Source organism: Hydrogenophaga sp. SNF1, assembly GCF_034421675.1.
In the GTDB taxonomy this organism is placed as follows: Bacteria; Pseudomonadota; Gammaproteobacteria; order Burkholderiales; family Burkholderiaceae_C; genus Hydrogenophaga; species Hydrogenophaga borbori.
Window position 1 is genome coordinate 1,849,175 of record NZ_CP139793.1, and the last position, 16,574, is coordinate 1,865,748.

The following is a 16,574-nucleotide window of genomic DNA, read 5'->3' on the forward strand; positions in this document are numbered from 1 at the left end:
GCTCAGGCGGCCTCGGCGGGCAGCGTGCGCATCCAGTCGTCGAGCGCGCGGGCCAGCTCGGCCGGGCATTCAGCGGCGCTGATGTGCGCAGCGTCGACCTCGACGATGCGCGCGCCCGCGATGTCGGCGGCGATGGCCTGCGACTGCGCCAGCGGCGTGGCGAGGTCGTGCCGGCCCGCGACGACCAGCGTGGGCGTGTGGATGCGTCGGTTGCCCGGGCGCAGGTCCATGGCCGCGATGGCCTCGCAGGCGCGCACGTAGCCCAGCGAATCGGTGCCAAGCAAGGTCTGGCGCAGGCGCTCGGCCACGGCCTGGCCGGCCGGGCTCTGGCGAAAGCCCGGCGTGAGCCAGCGGTCGAGCGAGGCCTCGGCCACGGCGGGCATGCCGCTGGTGCGCACGGCCTGGATGCGCGTGTCCCACAGCGCGCGGTCGGCGTAGTGCGGCGCGGCGTTGATGACCGCCAGGCCCCGCAGCAGCGAAGGGTGCCGCGCGGCCAGCGCCTGACCGACCATGCCACCGAGCGACAGGCCGGCGAACACCACGGGTCGCGATGAGACCGAGCGGATCACGGCGGCGGCGTCGTCCGCCAGGTCGTCGATGGTGTAGGGCGCCTCGGGCGAGGGGCCCCGTCCATGGCCACGGTGGTCGTAGCGGACCACGGTGCAGCGCGGGGCGAGCAGGGCGGTGAGCGCGTCCCACATGTGGCGGTCGAGGGCGAGTGCGTGGCTCAGGACCACCAGAGGTCCTTGTCCGTCCTGGGTGATGTTCATGGGGTCTGCCGTGGCGTTGAGGGAACGCCGGGCAGTCTACGGGCGGGGATGGCGCTGGCGCATCGCTCGCAGCGATACGCGGTATCGCGCCGGGCAAGCCCGCCGAGGCCGCCGAGGCCGCCTACGCGAACAGCCGCAGCGCCTGCACGCCCAGCCCCCGGGCCACGCTGGCGTCGCGGTCCCCATGCCAGGCGAGCGCCGCCGGCAGGCGGGCGGCAATGCGCTCGGTCAGGGGCCTGAAGCCGGTGGAGCCGCCGGTGAAGTACACGGCGTCCACCGCGTCGGCGCGCACGCCGCCCGCCCGCAGCGTTTCGTCGGCCGCCGCCACGATGCGCTGCAACTGCGCGTCCAGCGCCTGCACCGCCTGGGCGCCGTCGAGCGTGGCGTGCAGGCCGGGTTCCAGCCGGGCCAGGTCGATGCGGGTGGCGCCGCCCTCGGCGACGGCGATCTTGGCCGCTTCGGCCTGGCCGACGAGGGCGTGGCCCAGGCGCTGCTCCAGCACGGTCATCAGCCGCCGGTACTGCGTGGGGTCGCCGTAGAAGCCGCCCATGCGGCGCAGTTCGGCCATGCGCCGGGGGCTGTAGACCGTGTTGATGAGGTGCCAGGTGGCGAGGTCGAAGTACACGCGGCTGGGCACCTCGCGCGGCGTCTCGCCGGGGCGCTGCGGGCCCAGGCCCTTGTAGCCGCACAGGGGCAGGATGCTGGCCAGCTCGATGTGGCGGTCGAAGTCGGTGCCGGCGACGTGCACGCCGTGGTTGGCCAGGATGTCGCCCTGGCGCTCCAGTCGCTGGCGGCGTTCGGGCCCGACGCGCACGAGCGAGAAGTCCGAGGTGCCGCCCCCGATGTCGGCGACCAGCACCAGCTGCTCGCGCTGCACGGTCTGCTCGTAGTCGAGCGCGGCGGCGATCGGCTCGTACTGGAAGCTCAGCTCGCGCAGGCCGACGGCGCGCGCCGCGTCTTCCAGCGCCTGCTGCGCCTGGGCGTCGCGCACCGGATCGCCGTCGACGAAATAGACCGGCCGGCCCAGCACCGCGCGCTCCAGCGGCGCGCCGGCCTGTTGCTCGGCCAGCGACTTCAGGTGCCGCAGGTAGCCCGAGACCACGTCGAGGTAGCGCACCGAGCGGCCGGCGCCCACCTCGGTGCTCTGCTCGGCCAGGCTGGAGCCGAGGATGCTCTTCATCGAGCGCATGAGCCGCCCCTCATGCCCCTCCATGTAGGCGGCGAGGGCCTCGCGGCCGTACGCGCGCTGCGGCTCCTCGTGGGCCGCCAGCCCCTCCACCTGGTAGAAGACCGCGGTGGGCATGGTGCGCCGGCCGGGCTCGACCTCGACCAGTTCGACGCCGCCGCCGGGCGCTGGCAGCGCGATGGCCGAGTTGGAGGTGCCGAAGTCGATGGCGCAGCAGGGGGCGCGGGCGGGGGCTCGCGCCGCCGGGGCGCTCAAAACCCCACCGCTTGCCCGTCGCGCCGCGAGTCGCTGGCGGCCACGTAGCCGTCCTCCAGGTCGTCGCTCAGGCGGGCGATGAACTGGCCGCTGCCGAAGTCGAGGTAGCTGTCGGCGGTGGGCTCGAAGCGGTGGCCCAGGGCCTTGAGGCCCTCGCGCAGCGCGAGGTCCATGGTGGACTCGAAGTCCACGTCCAGGCCCTTGCCCCACTTCCAGCGCGGCGCGTCGCTGGCGGCCTGCGGCTGCTGGCCGTGCACCAGCATGCGCACCAGCGTTTGCACATGGCCCTGCGGCTGCATGTTGGCGCCCATCACGCCGAAGCCCATCACCGGCTGGCCGCCGCGCGTGAGAAAGCCTGGAATGATGGTGTGGAAGGGCCGCTTGCCCGGCGCCACCTGGTTGGGGTGGCCGTCCTGCAGCGTGAAGCCGTGGCCGCGGTTCTGCAGGCTCACGCCCCAGCCGGGCACCACCACACCGCTGCCGAAGCCCAGGTAGTTGGACTGGATCAGGCTGACCATGCGGCCCTGCGCGTCGGCGGTGGTGAGGTACACCGTGCCGCCGCGCGGCGGCTCGCCGGGCCCGGGGTCGATGGCGCGTTGGGGGTCGATGCGCTGGGCGCGCTCGCGCAAGTAGGCGGGGTCCAGCAGGTCGGCCGCGGTGACCTCGGTCATGTAGCGCTCGTCGGCCACCCAGCGGTAGGTGTCGGCGAAGGCCAGCTTCATGGCCTCGATCTGCAGGTGCTGGCCTTCGATGCTGTCGACCCCGAAGCGGCCGATGTCCAGTTGCTCCAGCATGCCCAGCGCCATCAGCGCGGCGATGCCCTGGCCGTTGGGCGGCAGCTCGTGCACCGTGTGGCCGGCGAAGCCGATCTCGATGGGCTGCACCCATTGCGCCTGTTGGGCGGCGAGGTCGCTGGCGCGCAGCTGGGCGCCGTGCTCGCGGGCGAAGGCCTCGATGGCGGCGGCGATCTCGCCGCGGTAGAAGGCCTCGCCGCGCGTCTGGGCGATGGCGCGCAGCGCGCGGGCGGCATCGGGGAAGGCGAAGCGCTCGCCCGCCTGCGGCGCGCGCCCGCGCGGCAGGAAGGCCTGGGCGAAGCCGGGCTTGTCGTGCAGCAGGGGCACGGCCTGCGCCCACTTCTTCGCGATCACCGGCGCCACTGCGTGGCCGCGCTCGGCGAGTTCGATGGCGGGCTCCATCAGATCGGCGAAAGGCAGGGCGCCGAAGCGTTCGGACAGCGCCGCCCAGCCGCTCACGGCGCCCGGCACGGTGACGGCGTCGAAGCCGCGCAGGGGCATCTGGCCACCGTGCTTCTGATCGAAGTAGGCCTTGCTCCAGCCCATGGGCGCCACGCCCGAGGCATTCATGCCGTGCAGGCGCTCGCCGTCCCAGACGATGGCGAAGTTGTCGCTGCCCAGGCCGTTGGAGCAGGGCTCCACCACCGTCAATGCGGCGGCGGTGGCGATGGCCGCGTCGATCGCGTTGCCGCCCTTGAGCAGCATGCGCAGCCCGGCCATCGCGGCCAGCGGCTGGGTGGTGGCCACCGCGTTGCGCGCCATCAGCGGCGCGCGTGAGACGGGGTAGGGGTTGTTCCAGTGAAATTGCATGACGAAGAGGCGGTGGAGAGCACGCCCCTCAGCCGGGGGCCGCGCGGAGCCGGCTTTGCCGGGCCGCAGCGGCCGCCCCCTGGGGGGGGACGGCCGCAGGCCGGCGCGGGGGGATCACTTCAGAACATCCCCCAGGCACAGGTACTTGATCTCGACGTAGTCGTCCATGCCGTGGTGCGAGCCCTCGCGGCCCAGGCCGGACTGCTTGACGCCGCCGAAGGGCACGTGCTCGGTGGCCAGGATGCCCACGTTGATGCCCACCATGCCGTACTCCAGCGCCTCGCTCACGCGGAAGATGCGCCCCACGTCGCGGCTGTAGAAGTAGCTGGCCAGGCCGAACTCGGTGTTGTTCGCGGCGTCGATGGCCTCCTGCTCGGTCTCGAACTTGAAGACCGGCGCGAAGGGGCCGAAGGTCTCCTCGCGCGCGCACAGCATGTCGGCCTTGGCGCCGGCCACCACCGTGGGCTCGAAGAACTGGCCCTGCAGCTTTTTGCCGCCGGCCACCACCGTGCCGCCCTTGGCCACGGCGTCGTCCACGTGGCGCTGCACCTTGTCCACCGCCGCGTCCTCGATCAGCGGGCCCTGCACCACGCCGTCTTCAAAACCGTTGCCCACCTTGAAGGCCTGGACCTTGGCGGCGAACTTCTTCACGAACTCGTCGTACACGCCGGCCTGCACGTAGAAGCGGTTGGCGCAGACGCAGGTCTGCCCGGCGTTGCGGTACTTGCTGGCCAGCGCGCCTTCCACGGCGGAGTCGATGTCGGCGTCGTCGAAGACGATGAAGGGGGCGTTGCCGCCCAGCTCCAGCGCCAGCTTCTTCACCGTGGGCGCGCACTGCGCCATGAGGATGCGGCCGACTTCGGTGGAGCCGGTGAAGCTCAGGTGGCGCACCGTGTCGCTGGCGCACAGGGCCTTGCCCACGGCGATGCTCTGCTGCGAGTCGGCGGTGATGACGTTGAGCACGCCGGCCGGGATGCCGGCGCGCACGGCCAACTCGGCGGCGGCCAGGGCCGTCAGCGGCGTGAGCTCGGCCGGCTTGATCACCACCGGGCAGCCGGCGGCCAGGGCCGGCGCCACCTTGCGCGTGATCATGGCCAGCGGGAAGTTCCAGGGCGTGATGGCCGCGCACACGCCAATGGGCTGCTTGAGCACCAGCAGGCGGCGGTTGGGGTCGAAGGTGGGCAGGGTCTCGCCGTTGACGCGCTTGGCCTCCTCGGCGAACCACTCGACGAAGCTGGCGCCGTAGGCGATCTCGCCCTTGCCCTCGGCGAAGGGCTTGCCCTGCTCGGCGGTAAGGATGCGGCCCAGGTCTTCCTGGTTCGCCATCAGCAGGTCGTACCACTTGCGCAGCAGGTTGGCGCGTTCCTTGGCGCTGCGCGCGCGCCAGGCCGGCCAGGCCTTGTCGGCGGCGGCGATGGCGGCCTCGGCGTCGGCCGCGCCCAGGTTGGCCACGTCGGCCAGCTTCTGGCCGGTGGCGGGGTCGTGCACGTCGAAGCGGGCGCCGCCCTTGACCCACTGGCCGTTGATGAGGCCGTCGGTCTTGAGCAGGCTGGGGTCTTTCAGCAGGGCCAGGGGGGAGGTTTTCATGTCCATGGGTGTCTCCGTCGGTTCGCGAGGCAGCGGGAAGGTGAAAATTTAACTTGTTAAATAATTCAGGGCGCGATTGTGCTCCCGATCCGGGGTGGGAGCATAGCCCCGGGGGTGGGGCGGGGTGCGCGAACGCCGGCGACCGCCCACCCGGGGCGGTGGTTTTCCCCGGGATGGTGGCGCCTGTCCCGCATGTTGGAAAATAGCGGGTTCGCGTGCCCGGCGCGCTCCCATCCCGCAGCCCCAAAGGTCCTATGACAGCCCCCACGACCGCTCCCGTCTCCGTCGCCGACATCCGCAAGAGCTTCCTGGACTTCTTCGCCTCCAAGGGGCACACGGTGGTGCCGTCCAGCCCGCTGGTGCCGGGCAACGACCCCACGCTCATGTTCACCAACTCGGGCATGGTGCAGTTCAAGGACGTGTTCCTGGGCACCGACAAGCGCCCCTACGTGCGGGCCGCGTCCGTGCAGGCCTGCCTGCGCGCCGGCGGCAAGCACAACGACCTGGAGAACGTGGGCTACACCGCGCGCCACCACACCTTCTTCGAGATGCTGGGCAACTGGAGCTTTGGCGACTACTTCAAGCGCGAGAGCCTGAAGTGGGGCTGGGAGCTGCTGACCGAGGTCTACAAGCTGCCCAAGGAGCGCCTGCTCGCCACCGTCTACCACGAAGACGACGAGGCCTTCGACATCTGGACCAAGGAAATCGGCCTGCCGCCCGAGCGCGTGATCCGCATCGGCGACAACAAGGGCGGCAAGTACAAGAGCGACAACTTCTGGATGATGGCCGACACCGGCCCCTGCGGCCCCTGCTCGGAGATCTTCTACGACCACGGCCCGCACATCCCCGGCGGCCCCCCGGGCAGCCCCGACGAGGACGGCGACCGCTTCATCGAGATCTGGAACCACGTGTTCATGCAGTTCGACATGAAGGAAGACGGCAGCGTGGTGCCGCTGCCCGCGCCCTGCGTGGACACCGGCATGGGCCTGGAGCGCCTGGCCGCCATCCTGCAGCACGTGCACAGCAACTACCAGATCGACATCTTCGCGGCGCTGATCGAGGCCGCCGCGCGCGAGACCCACACCAGCGACCTGGCCAACCCTTCGCTCAAGGTCATCGCCGACCACATCCGCGCGACCGCCTTCCTGGTGAGCGACGGCGTCATTCCCAGCAACGAGGGCCGCGGCTATGTGCAGCGCCGCATCGTGCGCCGCGCCATCCGCCACGGCTACAAGCTGGGCCAGAAGACGCCCTTCTTCCACAAGCTGGTGCCGGTGCTGGTGCGGCTGATGGGCGCGGCCTATCCCAACCTGGCCCGTCAGGAGTCGCGCATCGTCGAGGTGCTCAAGGCCGAGGAGGAGCGCTTCTATGAAACGCTGGCCAATGGCATGGAGATCCTGGACGCCGCGCTCGCGGGCGGCCAGACGGTGCTGCCCGGCGACGTGGCCTTCAAGCTGCACGACACCTACGGCTTCCCGCTGGACCTGACCAACGACGTCTGCCGCGAGCGCGGCGTGGCCGTGGACGAGGCCGGCTTCCAGGCCGCCATGGAGCGCCAGAAGGCGCAGGCCCGAGCGGCCGGCAAGTTCAAGATGGACAAGGCGCTGGAGTACGGCGGGGCGGGCAACCAGTTCGTGGGCTACGAGCGGCTCGAGGCCCCGGGCAAGATCGTCGCGCTGTACCTCGACGGCACCCCCGTGGCCGCGCTCAAGAGCGGGCAGAGCGGGGTGGTGGTGCTCGACAGCACGCCCTTCTACGCCGAGAGCGGCGGCCAGGTGGGCGACGAAGGCCTGATCAGCGCCGGCTCGGCGCGCTTCGCGGTGGCCGACACGCAGAAGATCAAGGCCGACGTGTACGGCCACCACGGCACGGTGGAACAGGGCACGCTCAACGTCGGTGATGCGGTGAACGCGCAGGTGAACACCGCCCAGCGCGCCGCCACCGTGCGCAACCACAGCGCCACCCACCTGATGCACAAGGCCCTGCGCGAGGTGCTGGGCGATCACGTGCAGCAGAAGGGCTCGCTGGTGAACGCCGAGCGCACGCGCTTCGACTTCGCGCACAACGCGCCGCTCAGCGACGAACAGGTCCGCCGCATCGAGGCCCTGGTGAACGCCGAGATCCTGGCCAACGCGGCCACGCAGGCGCGCCTGATGGACATCGAGTCGGCCCAGAAGACCGGCGCCATGATGCTGTTCGGCGAGAAGTACGGCGACACCGTGCGCGTGCTCGACATCGGCAGCAGCCGCGAACTGTGCGGCGGCACGCACGTGACGCGCACCGGCGACATCGGCCTGTTCAAGGTGGTGGGCGAGGGCGGCGTGGCCGCCGGCGTGCGCCGCATCGAGGCCGTCACGGGCGAGAACGCGCTGGCCTACCTGCAGTCGCTGGAAAGCACCGTGGCCCAGGCCGCGGGCGCGCTGAAGGCGCCGGCGTCCGAGCTCACCGCACGCGTGGGCCAGACGCTGGAGCAGATCAAGGCGCTGGAGAAGGAAATCGCCGCGCTCAAGGGCAAGCTGGCGTCCAGCCAGGGCGACGAGCTGCTGGGCCGCGCGGTGGACGTGAAGGGCCTCAAGGTGCTGGCCGCCACGCTCGACGGCGCCGACGCCAAGACCTTGCGCGACACGATGGACAAGCTCAAGGACAAGCTCAAGAGCGCGGCCATCGTGCTGGCGGCGGTGGACGGCGGCAAGGTGCAGCTGGCCGCCGGCGTCACGGCCGACAGCGTGGGCAAGGTGAAGGCCGGCGAGCTGGTGAACTTCGTCGCCCAGCAGGTGGGCGGCAAGGGCGGCGGCAAGCCCGACATGGCCATGGCCGGCGGCACCGACCCGAGCGGGCTGGCGAAGGCCCTGGCTTCGGTGCAGGGCTGGGTGGCCGAGCGGGTCTGATCAGCCCGGCTGGCCCGAGGTGTCCGCCATGTCCGCCGGGCGCGAGGCCACGAAGCCCAGCCGGCCGATCTGAAACAGCACGTTGCGCAGCAGGCGCGCCAGTTGCGCGCGCGCTTCGCGCGAGGGCGCGAGGGCCATCAGCGAGATCGAGGGCAGGCGGGTTTCCACCGCGTCGTCCTCGGCGGCGGCCCAGGGGCGCAGCAGGTGGTCGCGGCCCATGGCCAGGCGCGCGTCGACCAGGGCGACCGCGCGCTCCAGCTTGCGCATGTCCTCGAAGCCGATGTCCCAGCAGACCTGGCGGCCCTCGTGGCGTTCGATCACGCTGCAGCCCAGCGGCAGCGTCCAGCGCTTGGGCTCGGTCTTGCTGGAGAGCAGGCGGCGGGCGTGTTCCCACAGCGAACCGGTGTCGGCCACGAAGGACTCCAGCGCCTGGCGGATTTCCACCGCCATGTCGCCCTGCGAGCCCGGGCCGGGCACCACGACCACGCCGTCGCCGTCCAGGCGCGAGCCGTCCACCGTGATGCGCTGCGGGTGCCAGCTCTTGGCCACCGAATCGGCGACGCCGCGCACGAGCTCGCGCGCGGCCCAGGGGGCCAGCATGAGGGTGACGCCGCCGGACTGCAGCACGCGCAGGTCGACCGGCGTGGCCGAGCCCTCGCCCAGCAGGCGCTGCAGCACGGTGGCGGCCTCGCGCTGGTCGTGGCGGTCGGCGCCCATCAGCACCACCACCACGTGGGGCACGGTGCGCTTCATGGCCGGCGCGATGCAGACCATGCACTGCACCTTGGCCTGGGTCTGGGAGAACACGTCGCAGGAACTGCGCGGGGGCAGCACGGCGCCGTCGTGGTTGAGCGCCTGCACGACGGCGGCGGGCGTATCGATGGAAGTGCGGGGCATGTAAGGCGAAAGCGCGACAGCGGGTACAGCGAGGGCGGTGTCCCACCCTCTCTCGTCGGCAGCTTCGAGGTTTTCTTGACCTGGCGTTCCCCGCCAGCGGATCGCCTGCGCCTGTGGGCGACCGCCGGTCAGTGCAAGGGCCAGTCCAGCGTGCGCGCGCTCTCGAAGCGCCGGGCCTGGCCCGTCACCGGGTCGGTGAACGCGATGGCGCGCGCCAGCAGCCGCAAGGGGTCGGTGAAATCCTCGGCCTCGTCGGGGCCGCGCCGCACGCGTGGGTAGAACTGGTCCCCCGCGATGGGCAGGCCCAGGGCGTCGAGGTGCACGCGCAGCTGGTGGCGCTTGCCCGTGCGTGGTGCCAGGCCGTAGCGCGCCCAGGCGCCGCGCACCTCCAGCCGCTCGACGCGCGTCTCGCTGTTGGGCTCGCCCTCGGCCTCCACCATGCGGAAGAAGGCCTCCACGTCTTCCTCGATGCGGCTGCGGCGGGTGAGCGGCAGCGCGAGCGCGGGGTCGTGCGGCGCGATGGCCTCGTAGGTCTTGTCGACCGCGCGCTCGCGGAACAGCGCGTGGTAGGCGTTGCGGTCCTGCGGCCGGAGGTTGAACACCACCAGGCCGGCGGTTTCTCGGTCGATGCGGTGGATGGGGTTGAGCGTGTCCAGCCCCGTGCGCTGCTTGAGCCGCACCATCAGGCTGTGCCGCACATAGCGCCCGCTGGGCGTGACGGGCATGAAGTGCGGCTTGTCGGCCACCAGCAGGTGCCCGTCCTGGAACAGGATCTGGGGCTCGAAGGGAATCTCCGCTTCGTCCTTGATGTGGCGCCAGTAGTAGAGCCGGGCGCCGGGCTCGCAGGGGGCCTCGGGCGCCAGGGCCTGGCCATGGTCGTCGAGCACCTCGCCGCGCGCCAGGCGCCGCGCCCATTCGCCGGGGGCGATCACCGGCAGGCGCTCGCTCAGGAACTGCAGCACCGAGGCCCAGGGCGCCGGCTTGGCGAAGGGAATGGCCACGCAACTGGGCGACACGCCCTCGCGCGTGGGGATCAGGGGGTTCTTGGGGCGGTGCGCCATGCGGGTGTCAGACGGGCGAGAGGGCCGCTTTGTACCGCAGGCGCCGGTCGGGCGTGTCGGGCACGGGCGGCGGGCTGGCGTGGCGCACCCGCGGGGTCGTGGCCGGGCCCGAACAGCACGGGGCCGACCGACTGCGCTGCGCGCATCCTATGGGCGCCGCGCTTCAAAGCTGATGATTGCGTCGTCCTTCTGCGGCGCTTTGCCGTGCTGGTAGTTGCCTGACACCACCACATCAGTGAAACCGGCCTCTCGCAACGCGAGCGAGAATTCATGGACACCCCACCAGCGCAATTCGAACAAATCGAGCTCGGTCGCCATTAGGCGTCCACTGTGCCAATGCTCATAGCGGAGACTGGAAAGGGTCGTCTGCGAGATGTGGTTGGTTTCGAGTCGATGGTCCGTCAGTGTCAGCAGGTCGCCGTCTTCCGTCACCCAATGGCGAACGGAACCGGAAGGCCCAAGAAATCCGCCGATGGCATCGAGGTCGATGATCACCCTCCCATTGGGCGACAATTGATCATGGAACCGCTTCAATAAGGCGCCAGCCGAGGCCACATCCGTGACCAGCTGAAACGACCCGGCTGGAACGATGATGGCAGCAAAGCTCTTCTCGTAAGAGAATTCTTCGAATGTCTGTTGCGTCAAGCCGGCGGAGAGATTTCGGGCCTGGCACTCACGCCGGCAATAATCAAGCATCTCATTGGACGCATCGAAGCCCTCCATTTGGAAACCAGCTTCAAGCATCGGCACAAAAATGCGGCCGTTGCCGACAGCGGGCTCAAGAATGGGTCCGGCCGGGCCATTCTGCAGGCGCTGTCGATAGTACTCTATGTCCCCAAAGGAACGGCCGACCGGTTTGTCCAGGTTGTAAACCCAAGAGGCCAGTTTTCCATATCGGTTGTGCATTTCGTCTGTCGGGGGCATGGCTGGTAATGGGCCCCGCGCAGATTCCTGCGCATTGCATTGATGCGAGGCTTCACACTAAAGGCCGCCCATTCCGGCGAATTCTCGCCAGTATGCCATGGAAATATCTTCGGAAATTGGGCGGGCCAGCCGCTTGCCATGCACCACAACGCGAAATCCGGCGGGTCTCGGCGCGACAAAGCCGCCACGGCCAATGGGGACGGGTTCAAAGCATTCATCCGCAACAGCGCTGCAAAGCGTTCCATCGCGCAGGGAAATTTCACGCCCCGGATTCCCGATACCGCTTTCCATTGAAAACACGCAGGTTCCGCTGGATAGGCAGGCATCCTGTCTGACTCGGGAGGGTCTGCACCCACCCTGGCCCGCCCGCGTGACGCGAGGCATTGCCGCATGAAGCAAATGGGCCTGTGCGGCGGGTGTGGCGCAGCGCTTCCCTAAAGCTTGGCGGCCCCCTGGAGGCGCTGGCCCTTCTTCCACCGATCGAAGAAGCCTTGCACGGCGGACTCGGCGCGGCTGTCGTCCAGGCGGACGGCGCTTCGCCCCTGCGCAGGGCCGCCGTGCAGAGATCCCAGCGCTCCAGCGGGTCGATCAGCGTCAGGATGGCCTGCAGGCACAAGCGCGTGCAGCGAGCCGCTGGCCTCGTTGCGCGCCGGCAGTGGATTGAAGATGGCGTCGAACCGCTGGAGCCGCTCGCCGGGCGTGCATGGCAGGTGGCAGGCCTGCTCCAGCAGGGGGGGCAGCGTGCGCCCGTTCAATGGCCGATTCAATGGCCGACCGCCGGATGGGCCGGATGGGCCTCTCGCGCTCAGACCCGGCGCCAGACCAGGTCCCACACGCCGTGGCCGAGCTTCAAGCCGCGGTTCTCGAACTTGGTGAGCGGGCGGTAGTCGGGCTTGGGGGCGTAGCCACCGGCGTCGTCGCCCACGCTGTTGCGCAGCAGGGGCTCGGCGCGCAGCACCTCCAGCATCTGCTCGGCGTAGGGCTGCCAGTCGGTGGCCAGGTGCAGGTAGCCGCCGGGCTTGAGCTTGTTGGCCAGGCGGTTCACGAACGGGCCCTGGATGAGGCGGCGCTTGTGGTGTTTGGTCTTGTGCCAGGGGTCGGGGAAGAACACGTGCACGCCGTCCAGGCTGGCGTCGGCCAGCATGTGGTCCATGACCTCGACCGCGTCGTGGCGCAGGATGCGGATGTTCTCCAGCCCGCCGTCGCCCGCGAGCTTGAGCAGCGCGCCCACGCCGGGCTCGTGCACCTCGCAGCAGAGGAAGTTGTCCTGCGGCCGCACGCTGGCGATGTGGGCCGTGGCGCCGCCCATGCCGAAGCCGATCTCCAGCACCAGTGGGGCCTCGCGGCCGAAGGCGGCGCGGGCGTCCAGGTGCTGGTCGGCGGTGTAGGGCAGCAGGAAGCGCGGGCCGTAGACCTCGTAGGCCTTGGCCTGCGCGGCCGTGGTGCGGCCCGCGCGCAGCACGTAGCTCTTGACCTGCCGCAGGAAGGGCACGTCGCTGGGGGGAGTGCGCGGTTGCGCGTGGCGGGGGTCGGTCATGGTCGGGCCGGGATTTTAGGGGGCGTGCCGACCGGGCCGCCCATGGCCAGGCCCGCCAGGTCCGTCGGCGCGACGGCCTCCATCGTGCAGACAGACGGACAGCAGGCCTTGAAGGGCCCGGGCCGCGTCCTCGCGGTGCATCGACAGCAGCGCATCGGCCTCGACGCGATCGCGCAGCGCGGCCAGTTGGCGCCGGCGTTGCGCCAGGTCGGGCGCGTGCAGGGCACAGAACAGCTGGGCGAAGGCGGATACCGTGTGGGCCAGCGCTGGCGGCGCGTGCAGCGGCGACGCTTCCTCGGAGGGGCACAGGCCCTTGCGCAGCACGTACAGGGCCCCTTGCAAGGCCAGGAGGTGAACGGGCGGCCGGGCCGGCGTGAAAGGGGCGAAGGGAGGCCGCATCGACTGCTGGATCCACGAGGTGCAGGCGCCATAGAGCCGCTGCGCGAAGTGCGGTCGATGCGCCACGTCGATGGCGTGCGTCAGGTCGCTGAGCAACTCGAACAGGTGCTGGATGGCCACCGTGGCATCGCCCCCGTCGGGGTCCGACAGGCGCAGCAGCGCGCGCAGGACGAGGGCGTCGAGCCGGCGCTGGTTCGGCGCCGACTGCCTAGACCGCTGGAACGATTGCACCACCGGCGCCAACTGCGCGGCCAGCACGCGGCAGAGTTCGCGCCACAGGGTCCAGTGCGTCGATGGGCCCGGGCTCGGTGCGCGGTGCAGGGCCGCCCAGGTGCGTTCCGTCGCGCGGTGCTCGGGTTTTTGCAGGTGAGACACCAGGTGGAAGAGGCGGGCGGTGGGGTCGGTGGGCGCATGGAAGGGGTGCCACCGCTCGTAGCCGCGGAACAGGTCCGCGCGCGCCGCGGGATCTTGTTGCGCCAGCAGGACGCGGAGGACCGCGGCGTGCGTCGCCGCCTGCTCGGGGGTGCGCGCCGGCAGGCGGGGCATGAGCAGCAACCAGAGGGCCGAGGCCGGGCCGTGTGGCTGGCGGCCGCGGCTGAAGGGCGGGGGGTTGTCGCGCACCAGCCGCGCGGCACGCCCGGCGGCGAGCGGGTTGTGCGGTGGGTGTGGACCGGGGTTCGGCAGGCCCGGGCCAGGCCATGAGTGGCGCCGTGCGTGGGATGGGGACAGGGCTTTGCTGCAGGACATGGGCCGGGTTCAGTGGAGCGGGCTGGGCAGGAACAGCGTGTGGATGAGTCGGGCGATGTCCGGCGCGTGGCTCTTGGTGATGGACCGGTCGAATCGGAGCGACAGCGCGTTCAGCCAGTGCCGCCGGGACTCTTCCTGCTGGTCGCGGGCCGCCAGCTGGCACAGGAAGCCATGGGCGAACAGCACGGCCGCCTCGTCGACCACCCGGATTTGGCCAGCAGGCGGATGGCCCGGCCGATGCCCGGGCAGTGCTTCAGCGCGGGCGCTTGGTGGGCCAGCGGGATGAGTTCCGGCGAGAGCGCCTTCAGCAGGTTGAAGGCCAAGTAGTGGGTGTTGGCGGCCGCCATCGCCTCGGCGCCCCCGAGCGCGATGGCGCCGCGCGGGCGGGCGTCGGCCCAGGCCTGGCGCGCCATTCGGCGGCACAGGTCCAGTCCTTCGTGGTGCAGGCGCAGCGTGCGCGCCACCGCGTCGTGCCTGAGTTCATTCAGCGGGATCTGCGAGGCCAGCATGGCCTGCTGCGTGGCCGCGTGCCACCAGAGCGTGAGGCTGGCTTCGGGCGCCAGGTCCCGCGTCGAGATGGACCAGCCCGGGTCGCGCCAGTGGGGCAGGGTGTCGAGCTCGGCCGGCGAGGGCGACACCAGGGTCAGGGTCTCGACGGCCTCGAGATCGCTCAGGCAGCGCCAGGCCATGGGGTGCTCGTGCCCGAGCGCGCCGCTGACCACCTGACCGTCGATTTCGAGCTGGCCGAACAGCTCGGGCTCGGCCTGCAGCAGGCGGGCGAGGTCGGTCGCGAAAGTGCCGGGGTCGTGGTGCATGGTGTGAGGCCGGTGGAGCGGAACAAGAGTGGGTCCGGCTGGCCAGCGCCGCGGCCTTGGTCGCATCGCCGGCGTGATAGGCCAGCGCCGCCGAGGCGCAGCGGCGGAACAGCTCGATCAGGCGCGGCTTGTCGTCGCGGGACGGGGTGGTGAGCACCCCATCCAGGGGCGGGGGGGGCCGGGTCGCTGTGCGCGTCGATCAGCGCGCGCGCGGCGCCGCACAAGGCCGCCTGCGCCACCGGGAAGGCGGTCTCCGCGGGCCATTGCGCGTGGAGCCTTCGCGTGGCCTGCGCGTCCAGCGCCCGCAGCCAGTTCAGGCGCCGCTCGGGTGGCAGGTGCTCCAGGGTGTCGCTCAGCAGCTCGGCCATTCGCGGAACCCATTCGTGCGGCCGGGAGGGGTCGGGTTGGGCGAGTGTCTGAATGAGGGTGAGAACCGTGTCGCCATCGTCGGGACCTTGCAGGCTCACGATCTCACCCAGCCAGGCGCTGGCCACGGCACGCCAGACCGTCCAGTCGGCGCCGACGCACCACCGGAACAGGGCCGCCCGGAGCGTGGACGCGTCGCCGGCCCTGGCGGCGGCCTGGCGGCACCGGCGGGGTGTGCGTGGGGCGAAGGGCGGTGGGCCGATCAGGGTGCTGAACACCAGCGCGTGCAGGCGGGGGTAGTCGGCCGTCGTGGCGATGGCCGTGGCCGCTTGCGCGTCGTGCCCCCACGCCATGCGTTGGCGGTGGGCCTGTTGGTATTGGCCGTCTTGGTTGAGGGCGGCGTTGAGGCCGATGCCCATCCGCTGGAAGTGCGTGGATAGGCTGGATCCCCACCCGGTCGATGGGGGTGTGGCGGGTGGGCGCTCGGGTGGCGCGGTCTCGGCGCTGGTCCGCAAAGGCTGCGCGGTCTTTGGCGCCGTGGGCGATGTGTGGCGTTCCATGGTCGGGCGGTGAGGCTGCGGCCGGGGGCCGCGGTCGCTGAACGCCGGTTGAGTGGTCGGCCGGACAGGCCCGTTCCTGATGGAGCGCTTAAGGCGCAGAGCCGGCCCAGGCCCGGGACCAGTCCTTCAGTGCCGAGGCGACGGTCCCCGTGCGCGGGCTCAAGCCCAGCGCGCGCGCCGCCGCGTTCAGGGCCACGAGCGGGTCGCTCAGGTCCAGCGCCTGGGCACCGTTCTGCTTGCTCAGCTTCTCGCCGTTGTCGCCCCGCACCAGCGGCGTGTGCAGGTACTGCGGCGTGGGCAAGCCCAGCGCGCGCTGCAGCAGGATCTGGCGCGGCGTGTTGTCGGCCAGGTCCTCGCCGCGCACCACGTGGGTGATGCCTTGCGCGGCGTCGTCCACCACCACGGCGAGCTGGTAGGCCCACAGGCCGTCGGCGCGGCGCAGGATGAAGTCGCCCACCGTGGCCGCCACGTCCTGCGACTGCGGGCCGAGGCGGCGGTCGTGCCAGCGCACCGGGGCGCCGTCCGGCACCCGAAAGCGCCAGGCGCGCGGCGCGCGGCCCCGCAGGCCGCCGTTCTCCGGCCGGCAGGTGCCCGGGTACACGGCGGCCTGGTGGCGTTCGCGCGGCGTGCCGTTGGCCAGCAGCGCGCGCTCGATGTCCTGGCGCGAGCAGGCGCAGGGGAACACGTCGCCCTGCGCGATGAGCCGGTCCAGCGCGGCCTGGTAGCCGGCGCCGCGCGCCGATTGCCACACCACGGGCTCGTCGCTCTCCAGGCCGCAGGCGGCGAGCTGTTGCAGGATGAGCTGGTCGGCCCCGGGGATGCAGCGCGGCGTGTCCACGTCCTCGATGCGCACGAGCCAGGCGCCGCCGTGGGCGCGCGCGTCCAGCCAGCTGGCCAGCGCGGCCACCAGCGAGCCCGCGTGCAGCGGGCCGGTGGGTGAGGGCGCGAAGCGTCCGCGGTAGCTCACCGGTTCATGGG

At 71.2% G+C, this 16,574-nt stretch carries 14 protein-coding genes; 1 reads left to right on the forward strand and 13 read right to left on the reverse strand.

The annotated features are described in order from the left end of the window. Nucleotides 1-2 precede the first annotated feature (2 nt). The 4 genes from SOM08_RS08970 to SOM08_RS08985 form a co-directional block, all read right to left on the reverse strand. Nucleotides 3-770, reverse strand: coding sequence for an alpha/beta fold hydrolase (locus SOM08_RS08970; protein WP_116957650.1), 768 nt, complete (start codon nt 768-770; stop codon nt 3-5). Nucleotides 771-891: 121 nt separating this feature from the next. Beyond that, nucleotides 892-2,211, reverse strand: coding sequence for an Hsp70 family protein (locus tag SOM08_RS08975; RefSeq protein WP_322470515.1), 1,320 nt, complete (start codon nt 2,209-2,211; stop codon nt 892-894). Further along, nucleotides 2,208-3,815, reverse strand: a complete 1,608-nt coding sequence (locus SOM08_RS08980) for a gamma-glutamyltransferase family protein (protein WP_322470516.1) — start codon at nt 3,813-3,815, stop codon at nt 2,208-2,210. Before SOM08_RS08980 ends, SOM08_RS08975 begins: the two co-directional genes overlap by 4 nt. A gap of 114 nt (nt 3,816-3,929) precedes the next feature. Further along, on the reverse strand, nt 3,930-5,408 hold the full coding sequence (locus SOM08_RS08985) for an NAD-dependent succinate-semialdehyde dehydrogenase (protein WP_116957653.1): 1,479 nt from the start codon (nt 5,406-5,408) through the stop codon (nt 3,930-3,932). 248 nt (nt 5,409-5,656) lie between these two features. Between SOM08_RS08985 and alaS the strand changes: the two genes are divergently transcribed. Continuing rightward, a complete protein-coding gene (alaS, locus tag SOM08_RS08990; protein WP_116957654.1) occupies nt 5,657-8,290 on the forward strand; it encodes an alanine--tRNA ligase in 2,634 nt (877 codons plus the stop codon). On the opposite strand, the gene SOM08_RS08995 is transcribed toward alaS, so the two are convergent. From SOM08_RS08995 to gluQRS, 9 genes are all read right to left on the reverse strand, one after another. Next, nucleotides 8,291-9,187 carry a hypothetical protein gene (locus SOM08_RS08995; protein ID WP_322470517.1) on the reverse strand — a complete coding sequence of 299 codons (897 nt, stop codon included), beginning with the start codon at nt 9,185-9,187 and terminating at the stop codon, nt 8,291-8,293. Between the two features lie 128 nt (nt 9,188-9,315). Continuing rightward, on the reverse strand, nt 9,316-10,248 hold the full coding sequence (locus SOM08_RS09000) for a pseudouridine synthase (RefSeq protein ID WP_322470518.1): 933 nt from the start codon (nt 10,246-10,248) through the stop codon (nt 9,316-9,318). A gap of 147 nt (nt 10,249-10,395) precedes the next feature. After that, on the reverse strand, nt 10,396-11,154 hold the full coding sequence (locus SOM08_RS09005; RefSeq protein ID WP_116957996.1) for a class I SAM-dependent methyltransferase: 759 nt from the start codon (nt 11,152-11,154) through the stop codon (nt 10,396-10,398). A 75-nt stretch (nt 11,155-11,229) separates the two neighbouring features. After that, on the reverse strand, nt 11,230-11,472 hold the full coding sequence (locus SOM08_RS09010; protein WP_322470519.1) for a hypothetical protein: 243 nt from the start codon (nt 11,470-11,472) through the stop codon (nt 11,230-11,232). Nucleotides 11,473-11,606: 134 nt separating this feature from the next. Beyond that, nucleotides 11,607-11,927, reverse strand: a complete 321-nt coding sequence (locus SOM08_RS09015; RefSeq protein WP_322470520.1) for a hypothetical protein — start codon at nt 11,925-11,927, stop codon at nt 11,607-11,609. Between the two features lie 50 nt (nt 11,928-11,977). Further along, nucleotides 11,978-12,709, reverse strand: coding sequence for a tRNA (guanosine(46)-N7)-methyltransferase TrmB (gene trmB, locus SOM08_RS09020; protein WP_116957657.1), 732 nt, complete (start codon nt 12,707-12,709; stop codon nt 11,978-11,980). 15 nt (nt 12,710-12,724) lie between these two features. After that, nucleotides 12,725-13,729 carry a hypothetical protein gene (locus SOM08_RS09025; protein WP_322470521.1) on the reverse strand — a complete coding sequence of 335 codons (1,005 nt, stop codon included), beginning with the start codon at nt 13,727-13,729 and terminating at the stop codon, nt 12,725-12,727. Between the two features lie 236 nt (nt 13,730-13,965). Next, nucleotides 13,966-14,670, reverse strand: coding sequence for a hypothetical protein (locus tag SOM08_RS09030; RefSeq protein WP_322470522.1), 705 nt, complete (start codon nt 14,668-14,670; stop codon nt 13,966-13,968). A 1,014-nt stretch (nt 14,671-15,684) separates the two neighbouring features. Next, a complete protein-coding gene (gene gluQRS, locus SOM08_RS09035) occupies nt 15,685-16,563 on the reverse strand; it encodes a tRNA glutamyl-Q(34) synthetase GluQRS (protein WP_322470523.1) in 879 nt (292 codons plus the stop codon). Between the last annotated feature and the right edge of the window lie 11 nt (nt 16,564-16,574).

Excerpts from the sequence above, each read along its gene's own strand:
- SOM08_RS08970 (WP_116957650.1), bottom strand. The coding sequence starts at position 770 with ATGAACATCACCCAGGACGGACAAGGACCTCTGGTGGTCCTGAGCCAC.
- SOM08_RS08980 (WP_322470516.1), bottom strand. The coding sequence starts at position 3,815 with ATGCAATTTCACTGGAACAACCCCTACCCCGTCTCACGCGCGCCGCTG.
- SOM08_RS08985 (WP_116957653.1), bottom strand. The coding sequence starts at position 5,408 with ATGGACATGAAAACCTCCCCCCTGGCCCTGCTGAAAGACCCCAGCCTG.
- alaS (WP_116957654.1), top strand. The coding sequence starts at position 5,657 with ATGACAGCCCCCACGACCGCTCCCGTCTCCGTCGCCGACATCCGCAAG.
- SOM08_RS08995 (WP_322470517.1), bottom strand. The coding sequence starts at position 9,187 with ATGCCCCGCACTTCCATCGATACGCCCGCCGCCGTCGTGCAGGCGCTC.
- SOM08_RS09000 (WP_322470518.1), bottom strand. The coding sequence starts at position 10,248 with ATGGCGCACCGCCCCAAGAACCCCCTGATCCCCACGCGCGAGGGCGTG.
- SOM08_RS09005 (WP_116957996.1), bottom strand. The coding sequence starts at position 11,154 with ATGCACAACCGATATGGAAAACTGGCCTCTTGGGTTTACAACCTGGAC.
- trmB (WP_116957657.1), bottom strand. The coding sequence starts at position 12,709 with ATGACCGACCCCCGCCACGCGCAACCGCGCACTCCCCCCAGCGACGTG.
- SOM08_RS09030 (WP_322470522.1), bottom strand. The coding sequence starts at position 14,670 with ATGCACCACGACCCCGGCACTTTCGCGACCGACCTCGCCCGCCTGCTG.